Source organism: Pseudoalteromonas sp. P1-13-1a, assembly GCF_001401875.1.
Lineage (GTDB): Bacteria > Pseudomonadota > Gammaproteobacteria > Enterobacterales > Alteromonadaceae > Pseudoalteromonas.
In genome coordinates, this window is record NZ_LKDV01000001.1 from 347,050 (window position 1) to 369,134 (window position 22,085).

Genomic DNA, 22,085 nt, shown 5'->3' on the forward strand with positions numbered 1-22,085 from the left:
CTTATTTTGCGCTGTTAAGTGCATAGCTCCATTGGCCATTAAATGCTTGATAAGCTTTAACTTTCGCAAGCAAAGCTGTAATAGTTGTATCAACCGCATTTTCTTGGGCTATTAAAACATCCTGACGCGCATCTAACAACTCTAAGTACGGTATTTGTCCTTCTTCGTACATGGCTTGTGCTTGTAAAAACGCTTTATTAGCAAAGTCAAAACGCTCATCTGCAAACGTTTTTTGTTGCTGTTGGTTGACCAACATTTGCAGTGAAAGTTCACTTTCAGTCACCGCACTTAATACTATTTGCTGATAGTCGCTGTAAGCAGCTTCACTTAAAAACTGCTGTGCGTCGCGCTGAGCAAGTAGAGCTGGATAACTTAATATTGACCACTGTAACTGTGGCGCAACTTGCCATTGTTGGTCAGTATTTTTTAATCCTGTGCTGTCTATGCTCACCACGCCTGCAAAGGCCGATAAGCTAATGTCTGGCAGTAGCGCTTTGCTTGCAGCTACGCTCAAGCTATTAGCTTGACTAAAATCATAAAGTGCGCGGCTTATATCAGGGCGAAGCGCAATAGCTTCATTGGCATTTTTAAGCGCTACGCTAAAGTCGTGTTCAAGTATGTTTTGCTCATCGTTTATAGCTAGATCTTTGGTTAATTTACCACTCAGCACGGCCAGTGCCGATAAATCACTGTATTTAGCATACTCTATAGCAGGCATTAGGGCTTCTTGCTGCCTAAGCTGTGCCATAGTGCGGTTTAAATCAAGCTCGTTAGCAACGCCTTCGTCTACACGTGCTTGCAATACGTCAATACTTTGCTCAAGTGCTTCAATTTGCATCGCAATGATCTGCTGTTTTTGAACATTGCCTTGGTAGCTTACAAAGCCTTTCACCACTGACGATACAACTTCAATTTGCAATAAACGCACTTGCTCGGCTTGGCTCATGGTTGATGCATTTGCGGCATCAACCAAGGCTGTAATTCGACCAAACAAATCAAGTTGCCAGTTAAGAGCGACATTTGCACTTGATTGGCGCTCATACACACTGGGCGCATCGCTTCGAGCTGCGCCTACTTCAACACCACCTTGTGGTAAGTATTGCGCTTTTTGCTCGCCTAATCTTGCAAGTGCACTTTTCAGCGTTAATTGACTCGTTTTTAAGTCGTAGTTATTAGCAAGCGCGCTATTAACAAGGGCATTGAGCTGCTCTGACTCTAGCTTTTGCCACCAGTTAGTTTCATCAGCTGTCGCCACATTGCTTGCAATATTAGCCTGTGCTACAAAATCGTTAATGGCGTTTTGCTCACTGCGAGTATCTATTTTGCTTGCGCAACCAGATAAAGCAGCAGCCACTAACACAGCACTTAGCGTTAAGCGCGTTTTTACACGTTTAGTCATTAACTTAGTCATGTGATAACTCCTGCTCTTTTTGCTGCTTTTTAACAACTAACATGTAAAACACGGGGGTAAATAGTAAACCAAATACGGTTACCCCTATCATGCCTGCAAACACGGCGTTACCCATAGCATGGCGCATTTCGGCACCTGCCCCCGTTGCAAGTACTAGTGGTACAACCCCTGCTGTAAAGGCAATTGATGTCATTAATATTGGGCGCAAACGCATACGACATGCTTCAAGTATTGCCTCTATGTGCGTTAATCCTGAGTCGTGTCTGTCTTTTGCAAACTCAACCATTAATATCGCGTTTTTAGAAGCCAAGGCCACCAGTACTATTAACGCTATTTGCGTGAATATGTTGTTGTCTGAACCGACAAGCCACACCCCTAATAACGCAGAGAAAATAGTCATAGGTACAATTAATATTATTGCCAGTGGTAAACGTAAGCTTTCGTACTGCGCTGCAAGTACCATAAATACAAGCAATACAACTAACGGGAATACATAAACCATGGTATTACCGGCAAGTACTTGCTGGTAGGTTACTTCTGTCCACTCGTATTCAATACCCGTCGGTAGATTATCTGCAAGTATTGTTTCGATCGCGGTTTGTGCTTGATCAGAGCTGTAACCTGGTGCTGGGCTGCCGTTTAGTTCTGCACTTGGGTAACCGTTGTAATGCATTACACGGTCAGGCCCTATTGTTGGTGTCACCGTTAGTACAGAACCAAGTGGGACCATGTTCCCTGCACTGTTACGTACTTTTAGGTTAAGAATTTGCTCAGGATCAAGGCGGTAATCAGCATCAGCTTGCGCATTTACTTGGTAAGTACGACCAAACATATTAAAGTCATTTACATACACTGAGCCTAAGTAAACTTGCAGTGCGTCGAATACTTCATCAAGTGGAATACCTTGTATAAGTGCTTGTTCACGGTCAATGTCTATGTCCATTTGCGGCACTTGAATACGGAAACTTGAATACATACCCATTAACGCTGGGTCTTGCTGAGCCTTACCAATAATAGTTTGTAAGCTGTTAAATAGCGCGTCGAAGCCTTTATTTGCTCTGTCTTCAAGTTGCAATTTAAAGCCACCGGTTGTACCTAAGCCTTGAATTGGCGGTGGCGGAAATACAGCTACAAATGCTTCATCAATGGCCGCAAAACGTTGGTTTAGCTGCGCAGCAATGGCCATTGCCGATTGGCTAGGGTCTGTGCGTTTATCAAAGCTTTCAAGTGGTGTAAATACAATGCCGCTGTTCGGGCTATTCGTAAACCCATTAACCGATAAACCAGGAAACGCAACAGTGTGAGCAACACCAGGTACTTCTAACGCAATTTTTTGCATTTTCGAAATTACATCTTCAGTGCGGTCTAAACTTGCTGCATCGGGTAGTTGCGCAATGGCCACTAAATATTGCTTATCTTGTTGTGGAATAAAGCCACCAGGTACGGTATCAAACAATTTAATTGTACCGCCCACCAGCGCAACATAGGCCACCATAACAATTACACTCATACGAATAAGCTTTTGTACTAGTTTTTCGTACCCTTTGGCACCGCGATTAAATACGCGGTTAAACGGTTCAAACAACCAACGACCAAACAATTTATTCAGTAAACGAGTAAACGCATCTGGTTTTGCATCGTGCGATTTTAATAACAATGCAGCAAGCGCTGGCGATAACGTCAGTGAGTTAAACGCAGAGATAATAGTCGAAATTGTGATTGTAAGCGCAAATTGCTTATAAAACTGACCAGACAACCCAGTAATAAACGCCGTAGGAATAAACACCGCACTTAATACTAAAGCAATAGCAATAATTGGGCCTGTAACTTCACTCATGGCTACACGTGTTGCTTCTAGTGGCGATAATCCTTGCTCAATATTACGCTCTACGTTTTCAACCACAACGATGGCATCGTCCACAACTATACCAATTGCCAAAACTAAGCCAAATAGCGAGAGTGTATTAATAGACACGCCAAACCACTGCATAACCGCAAACGTACCAATTAATGATACAGGCACTGCAATCAGTGGAATAATAGATGCGCGCCATGTTTGTAAAAATACAATTACAACAATAACAACTAATACTATTGCCTCTAGCAATGTAGCGATTACCGCATCAATTGAACCACGAACAAATACCGTAGGGTCATATACAATGTCGTACTCAACACCCGCTGGGAAATCTTCTGACAAACGCGCCATTGTTTCACGTACTTGGTCTGAAAGCTCAATCGCATTTGAACCTGGGCGTTGAAAAATTGGCATTGCAAGTGCTGGCTGGTTATCCATTTCGGCGCGAAGTGCGTACGTATCTAGACCTAAATCTACACGTGCTACATCAGATAAGCGTGTTAACTGACCCTCGTCACCTACTTTAATAATAACGTTTTCAAATTCTTCAACGCTATTTAAACGCCCTTTTACGTTTAATAAAATTTGAAATTGGCTGTCGTTAGAAATTGGCTGTGCACCTAAGCTACCCGCGGCAACTTGCTGATTTTGCGAGCGCAAAGCGGCCACAACATCCGTTGCAGTAAGCTCACGGGCTGCTAATGCATCTGGGTTTAGCCACACGCGCATTGAATATTTGCCACCACCAAATAATTGAATGTCGCCTACACCTGGTAAACGGGCAATCTCGTCTTTAATATGAATGTCGGCATAGTTAGATAAGTACGCTGTGTCGTGCGTTTTTTCAGGCGAATATAAATGCACTACCATGGTTAAATCGGGTGATGATTTTTCGGCCACAACACCTAAACGCTGAACTTCCTCGGGTAAACGTGGCAATGCACTGTTTACACGGTTTTGTACTTGTACTTGTGCACGGTCTAAATCCGTACCTAACGCAAAGGTTACCGTTAATGTCATGCGGCCATCGCTGGTACCTTGCGAAAACATATAAAGCATGTTTTCAGTACCATTGATTTCTTGCTCAAGTGGCGTTGCCACTGTTTGCGCTATAACGGTAGGGTTTGCGCCCGGGTAATTTGCAGTTACTACAACCGTTGGTGGTACCACTTCTGGGTATTCACTTACAGGAAGTTGAAACAGTGATATACCACCAGCAATTAAAATAACCAACGACAGCATGGCTGCAAATATTGGTCGCTGAATAAAAAAGTGTGAAAATTTCATCGATAAACCTTATTGCTTAGCCATTAACTGGGCGTTGTCGTTTGACAGTGTAAAGGCAACCCCATCGGTATCAATTGTGACTGTATTAGGCGAAATAGGCATACCAGGGCCTACACGTGCTGGGCCATTTACCGCAATAACATCACCTTCATTTAGGCCTGATGTAACAGCACGTAACGCCCCATAACGTTCGCCTACTTCAATCAATTTGTATTCAAGAACGTTGTTTTCACCCACGGTTAATACAAAGCGATTTTTTAGATCTGTGCCAATAGCACGCTCAGGAATTATTACTTTTTCACTGACCTCATTTGCTGCCAATTTAATGCGAGCAAAAGAACCTGCGCGAAGTTGATTACTGTCTTGTTCAAATACCGCACGAACACGTAAAGTACCTGTGGCTGAGTTAATTTGGTTATCAATAAAATTAATATGGCCTTGGTAGGCAAACTCTTTTTGCCCTACTTTTTGCATAACAACGGTTTGGCGGCTTTGGGCGGTTACATCATTAAAAGCGCTATTCCATGTACGCTCATCAACATCAAAGTAGGCATACATTGCTTTGTTAGAGACAATAGACGTTAATACACTTTGCCCTGCTAAAACGTTATTACCTTTAGTAATGTTTGCACGAGAAATAATGCCATCAATTGGCGATACCACCGAGGTAAATTCTAAATCGAGCTTTGCAGAGGTAAGTTGTGCTTGTAGTGCTGCAAGTTGTGCTTCGCGCTGGCGAAGCGTTGAAGTACGTGCTTGCGCCTGCTCTGTAGAAATAGCTTTACGCTCTAATAATCGCATTGCACGTTTATCTTCACTTACAGCTTGTTCAAGGGCTGCTTCAGCGCTGTGAATTTGCGCTTCTAAACTTGCAACTACAGCAGCAAAAGGACGTTTATCAAGCTGAAAAAGCACATCGCCCTGCTTAACCACATCACCTTCTTTAAACTCAATACTATCGATAATACCTGACACACGTGGCATTAACGCCACCTCTTCTGGCGACTCTAAGCGCGTAGTGTAGGTGTGCCAGCTTTGTACCGGCTTTACCAGCACAGGTGCAACATCGATAGGCTGCAATTGTTGTTGCTGAGCTTGAGGCGCGCGCTCATCAGCACAGCCCGCAAGTGATAATGATGCCGCAGCGAGTGCAGCAGCAATTAAATGTTTGTTCATGTAGACGCTCCTTTATTGATTAGCGTGCATATTACGGACTATACCTGCGGACAAAAACCATAGATTTATAAATTCATTAATGCCAAAATGGCATCAATAAAAATTAATGAGTCATCGTGATGGATACAACAAGCCGACTTTTAATGCTACTAGAGGTCGTTGAGCAAGGTTCTTTTGCCAAAGCTGCAGAAATAAGAAACATAGACCGCTCCGTTATATCAAAGCAAATCAGTCGATTAGAGGACGAACTAGGCGTTAGGCTATTAAACCGTACCACCCGTTCGTTTTCGTTAACGGCCGCCGGCGCCGAAATGATAAAAAAAGCAAGTGAACTAAGAGAGCTACTTGGTGAAACCGTACGCATGGCAGAAAACTATCACCTTGAGCCACGGGGTGTATTAAAAATCACATCGTCAACGCTCATTGGTAGACGTTATTTGCAGCCTGTACTTAACGACTTTCAAAAACGTTTTCCTCAAGTAGAAGTAGAGCTACGCCTTGATGACAGGCTTGTTGATATTGTAGCTGAAGGCTTTGATTTAGCATTTAGAATTGGAGAACCTAAAGACTCTTCGTTAATTGCGCGTAGAATTGCCCGCAATAGATTACTTATTGTAGCGGCCCCTGAATTTATACAAACCTATGGCATGCCAAAAACCATAGAAGAATTGGCGAAGTTACCTGCCGCAAGTTATGCAAGTAATTCAATGCGGGTTGAAACCATAGATTACTACAATAGTCAGGGCGAGCCATGCGAGCAGAAAATTAACAGTGTGTACCGAGCAAACGATGCCGAGGTACTGCTAATGAAAGCTATTTCAGGGACTACCTACTTCGTGGCCCCGGCGTTTATTATTGATAAGGAAATAACGCAAGGCCAATTAGTGCCCATTTTAACGGATGTAAAGTTAAAGGAGTTTAGCCATATGTATGTCCTGTACCCGCACAGAGACTTACCAGTAAGAACTCGCTTATTTTTTGATGCAGTAAAGGAGTATTTAGGGAAAGACAAACCAATTTGGGAAAACAACATCCCTAATTTTGAACAAATGTACTAATTTGCTCGTTAAGCTACCTGAGGCTTTTCATTTAAATGGGCACTTGACTGAAAGTATACTTTATTTCGGCCAAATTCTTTTGCTTTGTAAAGTTGTTTATCTGCTTTAATAACAAATTTTTCAAGGGTATCGCCTTGGTGGTATTTTACAACGCCAATGCTTGCGGTCACTTTGATGTTTAGCCCATCAATATCAAGTGCCGTATTGTTAAGTTTTGATCTAATTGTTTCGGCCATGGTTAGAGCGTCATTTTGAGAAGTAAAAGAGTGCAGTAAAGCAAACTCTTCCCCACCTACTCTAAATACATACCCTTTTGCTAATAGAACTCGTAATAAAGTGGCTACTTCAATTAGCACTTTATCACCTACAGCGTGGCCATAGGTGTCGTTAACCTGTTTAAAATAGTCTAGGTCGAGTAAAAATAAATAAAGTTGCGACTTATCTCTAAGCTCTACTTCAAAGTAATGATTCATTGATAAACGGTTTGCAGCCCCGGTAAGTGGGTCTAACAAAGCAAGATTTTTTAACCGCTTAGATGATAAAGCACGGCTACCTTCAAAAACATGAGAAATAGCCCAAATACTGATATAAACAAAGGCAAGATTTAAACTGAAATTAAGCGTAGTTAGAGGAAGTTGCGATGATTTTGTTACTAATATGGCACCTTGAAGTACAAAGAGCAAAGCCGATAATACAATGCCATAACGCTTACCTAGCAACAGGTAATACAATATAGGTAACGCAAAAGACCACACATACACACCATTTATTGGTTTAGCTAAATAGTTGCCTAATACAATAACAAAGGTGACAAATATGCACATAACTACAGATTGCCATACCTCTAGCGCATGCGTGTTTAAGCGGTAGTAGGTGTAAGCACAAAATACACTGAGTGCTATTTCTAAATACCCTAATAAAGCAAAGTTATTTACAATAATATTAAATGCAGCAAAAAACAGTGAGACAAAACCAAAGCACAAGCACATCCATTTCAGGACGTTCCTTCTTAATGATTTAGTACTACTAAGCGCTGCTATATCCATTCAAAAAACTTAAAATAATAAAAAATTTAGTGTAACGCTAAAATTAAATATAACAAGTAGATATAAGAAAACATTAACTTTACTCACTACAAAGGCACGAGCACCCAACCAAACAGCTTACTATAAGGATTAACCACCTAACATAGATAAGTTTGTTGTAACCCCCGTATTACCTTGATGCAATAAGTGGGTTGGTTTTTTTGTTTTTATATAACGTGCTAACTGATTAATTAATGCCTGATTGGTGTTATCACTCATGTATTTTCTAAGCGATATACCTTGCTCAGAAAACAAACATAAATGCAATTTCCCTAGTGACGAAATTCTTAACCTATTGCAGGTGTTACAAAAGTCATTACTGTAGGGCATTATTAACCCTATTTTCCCCATATAATCAGGGTGGAAAAATTCTTGTGCAGGCCCTGCCGTTACATCGCGTATAATGGGCTGCCAACCAGCGCGAAGCAACTGCTCTTTTATGGATTGCCCCGATATATGGTTAGCATCAAAAAACGATTTGTTATCGTTAGTTTGCATTAGCTCAATAAAGCGCATTGTCACGGGTCTGTGCTTTAAATAATCTAAAAAGCTATCAAGCTCTCGGCCGTTGTACTGTTTCATAAGTACGCTGTTTATTTTTACCGATTCGATGCCGCTTTCAAGCGCACTTTCTATACCTTGCATTACGCGCGAGAATTTATCGTGACCGGTAATCGTATTAAACATACGTGGGTCAAGGGTATCAATACTGACATTGATGGCGTTTAAACCCGCATCTACCCAATTATTAATATGCTTATGCATAGAGTAGCCATTAGTAGTAGCGGCTATTTTGGTAATGCCTTGCGTGTCTTTTGCTGCACGAATTACATCTATAAAGTCTTTTCTGAGGGTGGGCTCGCCGCCAGTAATGCGTAACTTTGATATGCCATGATGGGCAAAGGCTTTTATAGTATTACTAATTTCGTTTAGTGACAGGAAGTCTCGGTCGTGATCGCATTGATACCCATCAGGTAAACAATACACACACTTAAAATTACATACATCGGTAATAGATAAACGCAGATAACTAAATTTTCGCCCTGCTGGGTCGACTAGCATAAATAAGCCTTTAACAATTTTAAAATACATCGCTAAATACACGAGTGTACAGCCTGCGCCATACACTCTTATTAGCGTTTAACTAGGCGGTTAAGCCTTTTTTGAGCTCACTCGGTTTCATGGGTAAATTACGTAACCTTACGCCAACTGCATTAAATACGGCGTTGCCAATAGCGGGTGCCACACCAATAACACCCGGCTCACCTAAGCCCATAGGAAACTCGTCACTTTGCACAAACTCTATGTCCATATCGGGCACATCTTGCATTCTAAGTGGCAAGTAAGTGTTAAAGTTAGTGGCCGCCACTTGCCCGTTTTGATAATTATTTGATTCGTGTAAAGCAAGGCTTGTGCCCCACAATAACGAACCTTCAAGCTGAGCTAATGCACCATCAGGATGAACTATTAAGCCTGCATCTACCACGGCATACAGTTTTTTAAGCGTAATTTTGCCATCACTTTTATCTACATGCACATGCGCCGCTGTAGCAATCCACGCAGGCATATTGCGCTCTTGACCAGAACTAACTGAAAAACCAATGCCTTCGTTTTCACCCAGCTTAACATTTGCGACCTTCGCTGACACTTTTTTAAGTACCGCATTTAAGCGCAGTGCGCCGCCTACGCTTTCAGGGGCTTTACCTGCTTGCTTGCCTTTGCCATCGAGCATTGATAAACGAAACTCCACCGGATCAAGCCCTTGTTTATGAGCAATTTCATCAATAAACGATTCTAAGCTCCATACAATCCAGCCAGGGCCTACCGAGCGAAGCCAGCCGGGGGTAAATGTGCTTTGCGCTAATTCATTATTAATTGCGCGAGCACGGTGATTATCCATGCTGTACCAGTGATCGGCTCCAGAGGCTGAAAACGAATCAAACTTGCCTTTGCCATCAACCCCAGGTGATAAAAAGCCAGGCGCCATTGCTTTTGTTGGCCAGCCTGCTGCAAATGCATGCTCCATAGCGCTTAACTCGCCTTTTTCATTAAACGAAGCTGTTAATTTAGCGGTGGAGGCAGAACGAGACTGATCAAATAAGCTATCATCAGCGCGTGTAAATACCAGTTTAACAGGTTTGCCAATCGCTTTGGCTGTTAGCGCTGCGGGCACAGTCCAATCACCAAATAGGCGACGCCCAAACCCACCACCTAAATAATAAGGACGAATAATAACGTTATTTTGTTCAACCTCTAATGCTTTGGCCAACGCAGGTAGTGTTAAAGACTGCCACTGATTACCAGTATGAATAATCCACTTGCCTTGTTTAAACTCTGCCACCGCATTAAGCGGTTCTAATTGATAATGACTTGCTGTTGCCGTGGTATACAATGACTCTAGCGACTGCGTTGCCTCAGCCTGCATTTTAGCGGTGTCGCCTTCATTAACAAATAAGGTGCCAGCGTTGCTATCGTTACATAATTTTTCGCCCAGGGATTGAATATCAGCCTCTGTAACATTAGCTGTTTGGCCTTTTTTATAAGTTACTTTTAGGGCATCTACCGCTTTAATTGCACTGGGGTAATTGTCAGCTAAAGCGACCACCCAGCCTTGTACAGTGTTACTTGGGTCATTTAAAATCTCATACCCTTTATAGCCTTTTATTGTTTTTGCGGCGCTATCATCTATTTGCGTGACTTCACTACCATAACGTGTTGGTGGGATCACAGGGCGCGCATACACCATGCCTTCAAGCTCTACATCTATGCCATACACAGCCATACCATTTGTTTTTTCCGGAATATCGAGGGCTTTAAAGTCTTGCTTTAAACCCGTTAAGTGGCGCTTGTTGGCAGGCTTTATCGGTAGTTTTGCAACTTCTTCGCTGCTAAAGGTACGGTTAAACTCACCATGTTTAACAATATCGGCATAACTGAGCGACTTATCGCCTGCAATTATACGCCCTTTACTAGCGTGGCACTGCTCAGGTTTAACTCCAAGCATATTAGCCCCAGCGTCTATAAGAGCTATGCGCCCTGCTGCGCCGGCTTGAGAAAGCGGTTTAAAGCTTTGAAATACAGACCATGAACCACCTGTAACCATGTAGCCCCACTTCTCGTGCGTATCTACATACGTGATTGATACTTTATCCCAGTCGCACTCCAGTTCATCTGCCACAATACGTGCTAAAGCAGTGCCAACGTGCTGACCCATTTCAGCTTTGGCAATGCTCACCTCTACTTCACCTTGCGGGTTCATAGTCCACCAAATTGTGGGTGAAAACGATTGTTGTGAAATCGACTCTTTCGCGCTAAGTTCACCTGAAAATAAAGCCGGCGCGAATGCCATAACTAGGCCAGCTGTTGCTGTGCTAATCATAAAAGAGCGACGGTTTAAGTCTACGGTTTCGGTATTTTTTTGAAATAGTTTTTTCATTGTCGGCTCCAGTTACACGTCTAGCTCTTTTGGGTTAAACATTTGAACTGCACTTTGCGATTCATCAGCGGCGCGTTGTATAGCCGATTTAATGCGCTTGTACGCCATACAACGACAGTAGTTGCCGTTCATATGATTTACTATTTCTTGCTCGGTTGGATTTGGATTGTCAGCTAATAACGTAGCAGCTTGCATAATTTGCCCAGATTGACAGTAGCCACACTGAGGTACTTGCTCATCTACCCATGCTTTTTGCAGCGGATGCGCATTATTGAGCCCTTCTATGGTGGTAATGTTTTTTCCTGCCACTGCGCCCACGGGTAATACACATGAGCGTGTCGCTTGCCCATCTAAATGCACGGTACATGCACCGCACATGGCAATACCACAACCAAACTTAGTTCCTTTTAGCCCTATTTCATCGCGAATAACCCACAGCAAAGGTGTATCTGCACTTGCTTGCGATTTAACCTCTTTGCCGTTAACTGTAAACGTCACCATAGCTTGCCCCTTGATTAAGCCTAAATAAAATTAAAATAACGCATGACCCATACACGTTACTTTTTACACCAACGTACGTTGAAATTATTACCCTTTGCATTACAGCGCACATTTACAAACGCGCTGTAATGAATTCTGAAAATTTAATTTTGATTTGAATATTTAAACCTTAAGTTTAGGCTATATTTTTAGTTTATTCGCGTGCCGTTAGGTTGTTGTTATTATCAATAAACTGCTTTAATTGCTGCTGAGTGTCGATATCTGTGCTTGCCTGCTTAAGTAAAATGGTATTTACCTTGACCTTTGTGTCTCGCAATAGATGTTGGGCGCCTTTATCACAACTTAGCGCTGCTAACGTTTTAAAATCACAGGCAGGAAATACAGCAGGCACGCCAATGCGCTCGCCATAATCAGCGCACCAACGCGAGGGTTTGTTTTTAAAATGATCAATTAATGTATTTATATCTGCAGTACAAAGCTCAACCTGATCTGCCAGCATAAATAAAATACCATCCAATGCGTGCGCAGCACTTATAACTTGCGTTGCCCGTGCAATGGATTTTCCTAAACCTACTTGCCAGTGCGGGTTATGCAGTATTTCAACATTTTTGTAGCTATGTAACGCATCTTCAATTTGCGCATGCCAAGCACCGCTAATAACGTATATGGGTAATGTGTCATACCCTTGTAAGGTATCTACGGCGCGGCAAATCATTGGTTTATTACCTACATCGGCTATTAGCTTACACCCGTTAAATCGCGACGATTGTCCTGCGGCCAATATAACCTTTGCTACGCGCACCTTAGTTACCCCAGTTACTTAACGATGTAGCATCTTTACTCGCTAATACTGCGTGTATTTCACTAATGAGCGATAAGGCAATACTCTCTGGGGTGTCTCCTCCTAAATTAAGCCCTACAGGGCCAAATACAGGGGCAACCACCTTGTTTACAGATGTGTTTGCATGCTCAAAAACTTGCGCTCGGCGATGTGCAGGTCCAAGTAACCCTAAGTACTTTAGTGGGCTTTGCTCAAGAGCGGCTAACGCCTGTGCATCAAGCTCTACACTGTGAGCCATTAAAGCGGCAGCATCCACTTTATGTTGTTCGCAAAACTGCTTTAATTGTGAAGCGGGACAACGCAAAATATGATCGGCATGCGTAAAATAGTCTCTTTTAGCATTTGCAGCGCGGCTATCCCATACACTCACCATCCAACCTAACTGCTTAGCAAACGCATATACCGGTATTGCATCCGCGCCACCGCCGACAATTAATAAATGTGCGCTGGGGTAAATAGCCACTTGTAAACTTTGGGTTTTATCTTGCTCTACAAGCATTGCTTTGCGGTTTAAAGATAAGTTGTGTTGCTGCGCCACGGTTTTAAAAACGCCAGCCCCCTTTGCCACTAAAGGTTTAATTTGCTGTGTGTAGTGCCCCGATTGCTTGTTTTTTAGCGCATTAAACATGGCATCTAATTGCAAGTATTCGTTTTCACGATTAACACTTTGCAAAAGAATATGCACCACGCCACCACAGCCTATACCCAGCTGAAACGTTAAATCGTCTTCATCAGTTGCATCGTAAGTGATTGTTTTAGAATGTAAGGTGGTCATAACCTGTTTGGCGTGACGCTGAATATCAGCCTCTAAACAGCCACCCGAAAGCATACCTAAACGTTGTCCTAGGCTTGAAATGAGCATCATCGCCCCCAGCTTTCGATAACTCGACCCTTCTATTTTATATAAAGTAGCAAGCACCCATTGTTGCTCATTACGAAGCGGATACCACGTATTGAGTATGCCTTTTAAATCAGTAACCATAAACTACTGCCATTACAAACCTTACTATGCGTGTGTTTCGATTATCATAATGCTGTCACTTTGCTAGATTTATGGACATAGCTAAGTTGCACAAGCGATAAATAAGTGAAAAGCGTACGTGATATATTTTAAAAGCGATCAGCTAGGACGTTTTCAACTTTAAATTATTATTTTAGCATTTATGTAGTTAGCTCAATAAGCGTAAAATTTATAAACCAGCATGCATGCCTAATTAGTAAGCAACAAGGCGGCTTTAATCCTCTATTAAATCGGTGAGCGTATTAACAAGGTCATCAAACTCCTCATTTACACGTTCTCGTTGCTGCTCACTCAACGTCGCATTTAGCTTTAAGAGCAAGTTTACATAACGTTCTAAATTCGCTTCATTATTGGCTAATAACTCTTTGCTCATATACGCTTCTCGCTGAGTAATTACATGGCTCAATTGTTTAACAAAATCAGCTTCATTGAGAGTTTCATTTAAAAGTACCTGTTGCGCTGCATTTAAACGCGTTTGCTTGTACTGATGCCAAAGCAGTGAGGAATCATAATGAGCATTGTTAGCTTGAGTAATAAGCTGCGTTTGCACAGGCGTTAAGTTTCCTAGCCATTGTTTATAGTAATCTAGCTGCCTTTCTAGGCGCTCACTTTTACGCTCTTGCGCTGTTAATTCATTAAACTCTTCGTATTCATCGTTAATTTGCGCTTGGATATTAGCAATGAGCTCGGCACGCTGTTCATACGAAAGCGTAAACCCTAATTGCGCAAGCTCAATATGTGCCTGTTCGAGAATGTTTTGAAAGTGAGCTCTTGCCAAGACCACTTGGGCCTTTAATTGTTGATAATCTAACTGTTTATTAAATAACGTTTTTAAATTTAATATATCTTGCTTATACCTTGGTAACTGTGTACTGCGGTGCCACTGCTGAGTGGTATTGATGATATTTTTAAGTTGTTTATTTTGCTGTTTAGTAAGGTCTATATAGTCATCTATCCAAAACGACGAAAGCCACGTTAAATTATTATAAGTAAACGAAGCTGAACAACTACACAAAAACAGTAGGCTAAGCACGATGGTGGCGCGTGATACTTTTATATTTTTTATTTTAAACATGTAAACCCCTTCTATCACTCATACTCTCAGATATTCCGTAAAGGCAGCACTTAATTGATAATAATTATTATTTACTATTGACACATAGTTAAATCTAAATAATAATTAATCGCATAAACAAAGTGTAACGACCTCAGTGCCCAAGGAAGAAATACAGCATGGATGCTGGCATTTTGTTTTAAGCACATGACTGCTTATTGACTATTATTTACTCGACCCAAGTAATAGCATAAAAGTTCATCTCTACTTGCTACATTGCTCATATTAGTGACGGTTAATATGACATTAAAAGCGCAGGCCTTGGCTTGCGCTTTTTTACTGCTTTAAATTTTCTGTAATATCTGTATCTTACGCTTATAAACACCGCATTATTAGCAATATAATTGCTTATTTAAGCTATAATTACCACTATAGCTTGGCTATATATTAAACGCACACATAATCATGAAAGCGATTTTAATTTACTTTAACCAAGCACTTGCACCATTTTATACGTGGCTATTAAATAGTAAGTACAAAGTGTTGCAATAAAACAGGTTTTTATACATACACATTGCAACTATTACCTATTGGAGACATGGCTATGTCACAGTTTAATTTAAAAGCATTAATACTCACTGGCGTTTTGCTTTCAAGCCCATTTGCACATGCAACTCTTGAAGATGGTATAAGAGCGGCCAACGAAGGCAAATTTGCTATAGCACTAAAAGAATTTGAATATTTAGCTGACAAAGGCTTTGCGCCGGGAATTTACGAACTAGGTAAACTTTACGAAGGTGGCTATGGCGTTACGCGCGACTATTTTAAAGCGGCAGAGCTTTATAAAGAAGGCGTTAAAAAAAATCACGCTGACTCAATGTTTGCACTAGCCGTTTTATACGATGAAGGCAAAGGCGTAAAGCTTGATAAGCAAATGGCGGTGACGTTATTCGAAAAAGCAGCGAAAAAAAACCTCCCTGCCGCACAATTCAATTTAGGTGTTATGTACGCAAATGGCGAGGGCGTCACGCGCGATTACAAACAAGCCAGAACATGGTACGAAAAAGCCGCTGCTAATAACTATTCACTGGCGCAATTTAATTTGGCACTCATGTATTTCGAAGGTCTAGGCATGCCTAAAGATCTAGAGAAATCATATGTATGGAACACCATTGCCGAATACAACGGCAACATGCAAGCAAGCCATAGCCGCAAGCTAGATGAGCGTAAAATGCTCCCTAAAGAAATAGAAGAAGCAAAAGAAAAAGCCGACAAAATTTACGAAAAAATACTCGCGGGCACTTACGCCGGTGAAGGACGTTTATTTTAATTTTCGCATTGCTAAACAAAGCATTACACAAGGGCAAATGCGTCTCGCATTAGCCCTTTTTTATACCAATTTACTTAATATATAAAAACTTAAGCAGCTTAATAATAAAGTTACTCTGTTTTAGTAAAAGCCCGGTACGTGGGTTAAACGAGCCAGACACCAAGGTGTTTTTTGCATGACTAAAGGTTAAAAACCCTTCTTTGCCATGATAATGCCCCATTCCAGAATGCCCAACGCCACCAAATGGCACATCATCTGCTGTCACCTGCACTAAAGCATCGTTTACAGCAACTGTACCGCTTAATGTTTGCTGCATTATGTAATCTTGAGCGTGCTTATCTTGTCCCAAAATATATAGCGCTAAAGGGTGATTATGCGCTTTAATGTAGCTAATTGCCTCATCGAGCTTTTCGTAGGTTTTAATCGGCAAAATGGGGCCAAATAATTCATCTTGCATTAGCGTCATATCATCGCTAGGCGCGATAACAATATGCAACCCCATTCTATGCTTTTGTTTGTCTTGTTGGTTTTGGCTGAGTGGCTTAATAACTTGCGCACCCAACTCATGTGCTTGTGTTAAATACCCTTCTAAGCGACTGTAATGCGCATCGCTAATAATTGACGTTAAATTTTTTCCTTCAACCCCGTCTTTAAAGTGCTTTTTATAAAGCTCGCACAATTGCTGTACCAGCTGATGCTCAAGGGATTTAGGCACAAATACATAATCTGGGGCTACACAAATTTGTCCTGCATTTGCCATTTTACCAAACAGTAATGTTTGCGCTGCTTTTTTAATATCCGCCTGCTCAGTAATAATTACAGGTGATTTTCCACCTAGCTCTAAGGTAACAGGGGTTAAATTTTCGCTGGCTGCTTTCATCACCAGCTTGCCCACTGACGTTGAGCCAGTAAACAGTAAATGTGCAAATGGCAATGACGAAAATTCACTTGCTACATCGCTTGCCCCTAACACCACTTTACAATGTGCTTGTAGCTCATCTGCAAATATTTTCTCGATGACAGCATTAGTATGCGGGGTAAATTCGCTGAGCTTAAGCATGACCCTATTGCCCGCGGCAATAGCGGTAATAACAGGCACTAATGCCAATTGTATGGGATAATTCCAAGGCGCAATCACCCCAACTACACCAAGTGGCTGGTATGTCACACTCACTTTTGATGGCCACAAACTTAAGCTCGCTGAGCGCTTACTGGGTTTTGCCCATTTTGGCAATTTTTTAATAATGTGCGCTAAGCCCTGAACCGTTGGCAAAATATCACCAAGTAACGTATCGAACGCGGTTCTGTAGCCAAAGTCTTTTGATGCTGCATCTATAAGCGCTTGTTCGTGACTAACAATTCGTTTGTGCAACGTTTTTAATAATACGATACGCTTATCTATCGGGAGGTACGACTGGGCTAAAAAGCTATTTTGCAGCTCATTAAACGTATCGCTGAGTGACGGTGTGTATGTGCTATCAGTATCCAAAGGTGCTACTCGAGTATCATTTTGCTACGACTATAACGCCGTTCTGATTTTCGAGCAATAACACTAACTATCTAAAAATCACCGTTTTTATAGGAACAAATAGCCACAATTAACCACTACTTGCTCAATCATTTACCCCTTAAATTACTTTTATTTAGCGTGTTAGCGCCCCACTAGGCAGTGTAATAATAAACTTAGCGCCGCCCTGCTCTCGGTTCTGCGCACTTAACGTTCCTTTAAGTGCGCTAATAATTTGCTTACATATACACAACCCAAGTCCTAGCCCATCGACCGATTTAGTACTGTAAAAAGGCTCAAAAATTTTATCTATATCGTGCACCTCTATGCCTGGCCCAGTATCTTCAATACACAGTTGAATCTCTTTGTTAACATAACCCGCGCTAATGCTGAGCTCGCGGGTGATACAGCCTTGCATTGCTTGGCTGGCATTCGATATTAAATTAACCAGTACCTCTTCAAGGGCTGCTTTATCTGCTAACACGTTTAATTGGCTGTCAATTTTAGTGGATAACACACTTATATTGTCTTGCTTTAGCTGGTTTTTATTTATATCAAGTGCCCTGGCTACTGATTCACTTAATGGCACTTCATTAATAGTCGTTTGCGTAGAATCAGAAAAATAATTTAGCTGTGCAACTATTTTTTGTACCCTTGCAACTAAAGCTTCAATAAACTGTAAATTTTCGTTTAGGGATTCAAACTTACCTTTAGCAAGCAAACGTTTAGCGCTAGCTAGATAGGTATTAATAGTATTAAGCGGATGATTTATTTCGTGGTTAAAGCCCATGCTAAGCTGGCCAATTGTTGCAAGTTTAGTTGATTGTACTAATGCCTCTTGGTGAGCTTTAAACGCATTGGTGCGCGCATCAATTTCTTGGCTAACACTGTGATGTGAATACACCAACTTTTTTACGCCTGCAAAGCGTCTTAAAACTAAATACCCTAACGCAATAACAAGTGCATAAATGACCAAAAAGCCAAATAACGCAGGTAATTGAGCAATATTAGCGTTAGATACATTTACTAATACAGTGACCGATGCATTCAAAAAGCGTAATTTTTGCTCTACCGATAGATAGTTGTGCTCACCAATTGTGTTAAACAGTAACCTTTGCGATGTGTAATTTGAATGGGCTATCAGCGTAGGTTGATAATCTAGATATGCTTGACGTTGAGCTATATCCCTACGATCCGTTATATCGAGAGTGGAAAACGTATTAAGGCGCCAGTCTTTCATATCTGAGATTGCAATCACGCTATCTTCTAATTGCACATAAAAGTGACTACCTTTGGCGGTATTTAATAGCTCGCGATCACTTTCAAATTTATTTACGTTAACTTTTAGCGCAACAACACCTACTGCCTTATTGTTGTTATAAATGGCTTGAGAAAAGTAAATACCTCGCTCTTTTGTACGCATGCCCACGGCAAAGTACGCGACTTTTTCGCCTGCAAATGCGCGTTTAAAGTAAGGTCTAAACGACAAGTCACTACCCAAAAAGTTATGATCAGCCTGCCAGTTGCTACTTGCGATTACAGCGCCTTGCTCATCAAGGATATAAATGTCTGAAGCGCCACTGGCTTGTTGTATATCGGCTAAATAGTTATTAATTTTTTTTTCGTTATTTTGCGGCGCACCTAAAAAATTAATAACCGCATTGTTATAGGTAAGAAGCTGTGGGATTTTTGAAAAACGTGCAAGCTCGGTATCAATGTAGTGCTTTAACTGAGTTGCTTGTTGGGCTGCTTTTTGCTCGGCCTGATTATAGTAATGAGTTCGGCCATAGCAAAACACCACCGATAATAGCACTATCAGTACAACAAAAATTAAAAGAAGTTTTTTAGAAAAGGAGAACATGCCCTAGCTCACAACATAATAGCTATAAAATTTAAGGGCGCTAGTTTAACGGGTTATGAGCGCTAACAACAGAAACTTTGTGTTAACAAATACAATAAAGCTTAATTTATTTATAAACTGCTGCAAGTCTATACTGACTCGCAACAGTCAACACAATTAGCAACACTAAAATTAAGCGTTAGTGGCTAATTTAGGCTTATTTTTAACGTACTTGTATAAGCCGATCAGCGAAGCTGCAATCCAAAAAATCTCGATTACAAAGCTTGCAAGGTTAAAGTTGTAACACAAACTGATTAGCAGCAAAATTGCTCCTGACAAATTCATTGTGTTGTACAATAACCCCGTTGGGGATGCTTTATTCAGTTGTAATAAAAAAAACGCACCAACAACTAAGAAAGTACCCGCCATACCTACAATATCAAATAACAGTGCTATCACACGTTTATCCTTTGCTTAAAAAACCCAACTAACTGGCCCTATCCTTGGGGAGGGTGTTTTTCAATCATTGAAACAGCAAAACCGGGCGAGTATATCAACCTTATTTATTGCTACAAGGTCAATTGTCCGCCCCAATCTATATCAGGGCTAATCTATTGTAATTAAATGTTTTTTGATAAATAAAGTTATTTAAAGGTAACCTTACCACCAATTATTTTGTAGGCTGGCGTACCACGTATGATTGCTGGGCGCGCAAACGGGCGCTCGCATTTAGGGCAAATACACGGTGTTGTTGTGTAGTCCTGAGTTATTCGCTCTATAAAACATTTAACTAAAGCGCCTTTGCCGCCTTTTCTATATTTAAATAGCGCCGCTTTGCAAGCAGAGCAAAAAATATCGACTGTTTTAGTCGGACCTTTTTTATTTGGCTTAGCCATATACGTCTTTAACATACCTACGTAATTGCAAAGCAGGCATTTTAGCAGTTAATAAATAAAAACGTTATAGACGCTTGGCAAAGTGCCTAATAAGCGGTGGAGAGAACACAGGGGTTAAAATAATAGGTGCAATATAAAACGCCTTACAAGCGTTTACATTAATCTCTAAAAAACAGACGGTTTAATTGCGCTGATAACACATTCATATTAAATGGCTTAATAATAAACCCCGACACTTTTGCTTTTATAACTTGCTTTACTGTATCTGCGTTATCTTCGCACGTGATCATAATAACGGGTAAGTCGACTAAGGCTTCATCATGATGTATTTTATCGAGTAGGTTTACACCATCTACTTTAGGCATATGTAGGTCGGTTATAACTAAATCAAACTTTTGCTGATTCAGTATTTTCAACGCCTGGTAGCCATCAGTTGCCTCCACCACGTTTTTATAATCTAGCTGCCTCAACATATTAATTAATACGTGGCGCATGAGAGGCATGTCACCTACGACTAATATTTTCATAATTATCTTTACTGTATTGGGCTCTCAAAGGGGGCCAGAATTAAGCGCTTACGGCCATACACCTATAATGAAACCCATTAATGTAAACTGTAATGTGTAATACCCTGCATTAATTAAAAATAGCTTGATTGGACGCTGCTCATAAATATAACTAAGTCCAAGCGAGCTACCTACCCAAAACAAACCGATGGCAAAGCCTGTAAATGCGCCCTCTCCCATACCGGCTTCTTTACCCAAAAATAATGAAAGTACTACCGCCGACACAAGTGCAAGTACCATACTGCCGCCAAAAATTAACGCCGGTTTTGCTGTTTGTAAATCAAGCTCAGTAAGACCTGTGCACTCTAACCAGGCATTTTTAAAAAAAGCGTTTGAATACCAAATACCGCCAAGCATAAAAGAGGAAAGTGCCGCCACAAGCACGGCAAAAAAATCAACATCAGTAAAATTCATACATACTGCCATAATACATAGTGTACAAGGGTATTCTGACTGTAGTTAAAAATACCCTAAGCAGCAAATTATCGCCTTTAAAATTTGCGGCTTAGGCTATATTAGTTTGCGTGGATCTTTTTAAAAATCACCATAAATGGCACGTGTTTGTTCTTTTAAATCAGTTGGCGAAAGCGCTAGCTCAAGCCCTCGCTTACCTGCACTTACATACACTGTATTAAAGGCTATAGCGCTTGAATGAATAAAGGTGGGTAGGCGCTTTTTTTGCCCAAGCGGACTAACCCCTCCTAAAATGTATCCCGTGGCGGCTTGTACCTTTGGTGCGCTTGCCATTGCGACCTTTTTAGCATGACTCAATTTGGCTAATTGCTTTAAATTTACTTGCTGGGATACCGGTGTAACGGCAACAATTAACTTCCCTTCACTGGTTTCAAGCACAAGGGTTTTAAATACCTGCTCACTGTTAAGGTTTAACTTTTCAACGGCTTCTTGGCCATAACGCGTTGTATTAGCATCGTGTTGATAACTAAGTACATCGTGAGGCACATTTTGTTTTTTCAGTAACTCTATTGCTGGGGTCATTCAAGTTAGCCCTGTTATTTAAGCGCATTATTAATCTACAATAAGGGCTAATCATTTTGAAGGGTTACTTAATAGCAGATACGTTAATAGCCGCTTATTGACGAGGATATAGGTGCAAAGGGTAAAGACGCGCAGGGGAATTACCTAAGACAACAAAATAAGCTCAGTGAATTAATCGATTGGGTATACGCACTTTATAAAAGTGTTAGGTAGTGCCCAGTG

The 22,085-nt window shown here is 41.1% G+C and carries 19 protein-coding genes; 2 read left to right on the top strand and 17 right to left on the bottom strand.

All coding sequences use genetic code 11. The features are described from left to right. Window position 1: 1 nt before the first annotated feature. From AN391_RS01625 to AN391_RS01635, 3 genes are read right to left on the bottom strand one after another with little or no spacing between them, the layout of a single operon-like run. Window positions 2-1,411, bottom strand: a complete 1,410-nt coding sequence (locus tag AN391_RS01625; protein WP_055013768.1) for a TolC family protein — start codon at window positions 1,409-1,411, stop codon at window positions 2-4. Then, a complete protein-coding gene (locus tag AN391_RS01630) occupies window positions 1,404-4,556 on the bottom strand; it encodes an efflux RND transporter permease subunit (protein ID WP_055013769.1) in 3,153 nt (1,050 codons plus the stop codon). Before AN391_RS01630 ends, AN391_RS01625 begins: the two co-directional genes overlap by 8 nt. 9 nt (window positions 4,557-4,565) lie before the next feature. Continuing rightward, on the bottom strand, window positions 4,566-5,732 hold the full coding sequence (locus tag AN391_RS01635) for an efflux RND transporter periplasmic adaptor subunit (protein WP_055013770.1): 1,167 nt from the start codon (window positions 5,730-5,732) through the stop codon (window positions 4,566-4,568). Window positions 5,733-5,851: 119 nt separating this feature from the next. Here AN391_RS01635 and AN391_RS01640 point away from each other — a divergent pair, with 119 nt between their 5' ends. Beyond that, entirely contained in the window at window positions 5,852-6,790 is a 939-nt protein-coding gene (locus AN391_RS01640; RefSeq protein ID WP_055013771.1) for a LysR family transcriptional regulator, read from the top strand. Between the two features lie 8 nt (window positions 6,791-6,798). Here AN391_RS01640 and AN391_RS01645 read toward each other — a convergent pair whose 3' ends face one another. The 7 genes from AN391_RS01645 to AN391_RS01675 all read right to left on the bottom strand — a co-directional run bounded on the left by AN391_RS01645 (window position 6,799) and on the right by AN391_RS01675 (window position 14,749). After that, window positions 6,799-7,836, bottom strand: a complete 1,038-nt coding sequence (locus tag AN391_RS01645; protein WP_055013772.1) for a GGDEF domain-containing protein — start codon at window positions 7,834-7,836, stop codon at window positions 6,799-6,801. A gap of 129 nt (window positions 7,837-7,965) precedes the next feature. Next, entirely contained in the window at window positions 7,966-8,937 is a 972-nt protein-coding gene (gene moaA / locus AN391_RS01650) for a GTP 3',8-cyclase MoaA (RefSeq protein ID WP_055013857.1), read from the bottom strand. Window positions 8,938-9,019: 82 nt separating this feature from the next. Then, entirely contained in the window at window positions 9,020-11,311 is a 2,292-nt protein-coding gene (locus AN391_RS01655) for a xanthine dehydrogenase family protein molybdopterin-binding subunit (RefSeq protein WP_055013773.1), read from the bottom strand. Window positions 11,312-11,323: 12 nt separating this feature from the next. Continuing rightward, window positions 11,324-11,812 carry a (2Fe-2S)-binding protein gene (locus AN391_RS01660; protein WP_024032209.1) on the bottom strand — a complete coding sequence of 163 codons (489 nt, stop codon included), beginning with the start codon at window positions 11,810-11,812 and terminating at the stop codon, window positions 11,324-11,326. A gap of 193 nt (window positions 11,813-12,005) precedes the next feature. Further along, the gene (locus AN391_RS01665) at window positions 12,006-12,614 is read right to left on the bottom strand and encodes a nucleotidyltransferase family protein (protein ID WP_055013774.1); all 609 of its coding nucleotides are present in this window, start codon (window positions 12,612-12,614) and stop codon (window positions 12,006-12,008) included. Between the two features lies 1 nt (window position 12,615). Continuing rightward, a complete protein-coding gene (locus tag AN391_RS01670) occupies window positions 12,616-13,635 on the bottom strand; it encodes an XdhC family protein (protein WP_055013775.1) in 1,020 nt (339 codons plus the stop codon). A 253-nt stretch (window positions 13,636-13,888) separates the two neighbouring features. Next, complete coding sequence (locus tag AN391_RS01675; RefSeq protein WP_055013776.1) at window positions 13,889-14,749, bottom strand: DUF6279 family lipoprotein; 861 nt, start codon at window positions 14,747-14,749, stop codon at window positions 13,889-13,891. Between the two features lie 583 nt (window positions 14,750-15,332). Between AN391_RS01675 and AN391_RS01680 the strand changes: the two genes are divergently transcribed. Beyond that, window positions 15,333-16,058, top strand: a complete 726-nt coding sequence (locus AN391_RS01680) for a tetratricopeptide repeat protein (RefSeq protein WP_055013777.1) — start codon at window positions 15,333-15,335, stop codon at window positions 16,056-16,058. A 70-nt stretch (window positions 16,059-16,128) separates the two neighbouring features. Here the strand turns inward: AN391_RS01680 and AN391_RS01685 are convergent, their stop codons facing one another. The 7 genes from AN391_RS01685 to ybaK all read right to left on the bottom strand — a co-directional run bounded on the left by AN391_RS01685 (window position 16,129) and on the right by ybaK (window position 21,863). Continuing rightward, a complete protein-coding gene (locus AN391_RS01685; RefSeq protein WP_055013778.1) occupies window positions 16,129-17,547 on the bottom strand; it encodes a coniferyl aldehyde dehydrogenase in 1,419 nt (472 codons plus the stop codon). A gap of 154 nt (window positions 17,548-17,701) precedes the next feature. Next, on the bottom strand, window positions 17,702-19,426 hold the full coding sequence (locus tag AN391_RS01690) for an ATP-binding protein (RefSeq protein ID WP_055013779.1): 1,725 nt from the start codon (window positions 19,424-19,426) through the stop codon (window positions 17,702-17,704). Window positions 19,427-19,597: 171 nt separating this feature from the next. After that, complete coding sequence (locus AN391_RS01695) at window positions 19,598-19,864, bottom strand: CBU_0592 family membrane protein (protein ID WP_055013780.1); 267 nt, start codon at window positions 19,862-19,864, stop codon at window positions 19,598-19,600. A gap of 185 nt (window positions 19,865-20,049) precedes the next feature. Further along, complete coding sequence (locus tag AN391_RS01700; RefSeq protein ID WP_055013781.1) at window positions 20,050-20,301, bottom strand: hypothetical protein; 252 nt, start codon at window positions 20,299-20,301, stop codon at window positions 20,050-20,052. Window positions 20,302-20,459: 158 nt separating this feature from the next. Further along, window positions 20,460-20,828 carry a response regulator gene (locus AN391_RS01705; protein WP_055013782.1) on the bottom strand — a complete coding sequence of 123 codons (369 nt, stop codon included), beginning with the start codon at window positions 20,826-20,828 and terminating at the stop codon, window positions 20,460-20,462. Between the two features lie 48 nt (window positions 20,829-20,876). After that, complete coding sequence (locus AN391_RS01710; protein ID WP_055013783.1) at window positions 20,877-21,281, bottom strand: DUF1761 domain-containing protein; 405 nt, start codon at window positions 21,279-21,281, stop codon at window positions 20,877-20,879. Window positions 21,282-21,401: 120 nt separating this feature from the next. Beyond that, window positions 21,402-21,863, bottom strand: a complete 462-nt coding sequence (gene ybaK, locus AN391_RS01715) for a Cys-tRNA(Pro) deacylase (RefSeq protein ID WP_055013784.1) — start codon at window positions 21,861-21,863, stop codon at window positions 21,402-21,404. Window positions 21,864-22,085 lie beyond the last annotated feature (222 nt).

Coding starts and splice junctions, on each gene's coding strand:
- AN391_RS01625 (WP_055013768.1), bottom strand. CDS start 1,411: ATGACTAAGTTAATGACTAAACGTGTAAAAACGCGCTTAACGCTAAGT.
- AN391_RS01630 (WP_055013769.1), bottom strand. CDS start 4,556: ATGAAATTTTCACACTTTTTTATTCAGCGACCAATATTTGCAGCCATG.
- AN391_RS01635 (WP_055013770.1), bottom strand. CDS start 5,732: ATGAACAAACATTTAATTGCTGCTGCACTCGCTGCGGCATCATTATCA.
- AN391_RS01640 (WP_055013771.1), top strand. CDS start 5,852: ATGGATACAACAAGCCGACTTTTAATGCTACTAGAGGTCGTTGAGCAA.
- AN391_RS01645 (WP_055013772.1), bottom strand. CDS start 7,836: ATGGATATAGCAGCGCTTAGTAGTACTAAATCATTAAGAAGGAACGTC.
- moaA (WP_055013857.1), bottom strand. CDS start 8,937: ATGCTAGTCGACCCAGCAGGGCGAAAATTTAGTTATCTGCGTTTATCT.
- AN391_RS01655 (WP_055013773.1), bottom strand. CDS start 11,311: ATGAAAAAACTATTTCAAAAAAATACCGAAACCGTAGACTTAAACCGT.
- AN391_RS01660 (WP_024032209.1), bottom strand. CDS start 11,812: ATGGTGACGTTTACAGTTAACGGCAAAGAGGTTAAATCGCAAGCAAGT.
- AN391_RS01670 (WP_055013775.1), bottom strand. CDS start 13,635: ATGGTTACTGATTTAAAAGGCATACTCAATACGTGGTATCCGCTTCGT.
- AN391_RS01675 (WP_055013776.1), bottom strand. CDS start 14,749: ATGTTTAAAATAAAAAATATAAAAGTATCACGCGCCACCATCGTGCTT.
- AN391_RS01680 (WP_055013777.1), top strand. CDS start 15,333: ATGTCACAGTTTAATTTAAAAGCATTAATACTCACTGGCGTTTTGCTT.
- AN391_RS01690 (WP_055013779.1), bottom strand. CDS start 19,426: ATGTTCTCCTTTTCTAAAAAACTTCTTTTAATTTTTGTTGTACTGATA.
- AN391_RS01700 (WP_055013781.1), bottom strand. CDS start 20,301: ATGGCTAAGCCAAATAAAAAAGGTCCGACTAAAACAGTCGATATTTTT.
- AN391_RS01705 (WP_055013782.1), bottom strand. CDS start 20,828: ATGAAAATATTAGTCGTAGGTGACATGCCTCTCATGCGCCACGTATTA.
- AN391_RS01710 (WP_055013783.1), bottom strand. CDS start 21,281: ATGAATTTTACTGATGTTGATTTTTTTGCCGTGCTTGTGGCGGCACTT.
- ybaK (WP_055013784.1), bottom strand. CDS start 21,863: ATGACCCCAGCAATAGAGTTACTGAAAAAACAAAATGTGCCTCACGAT.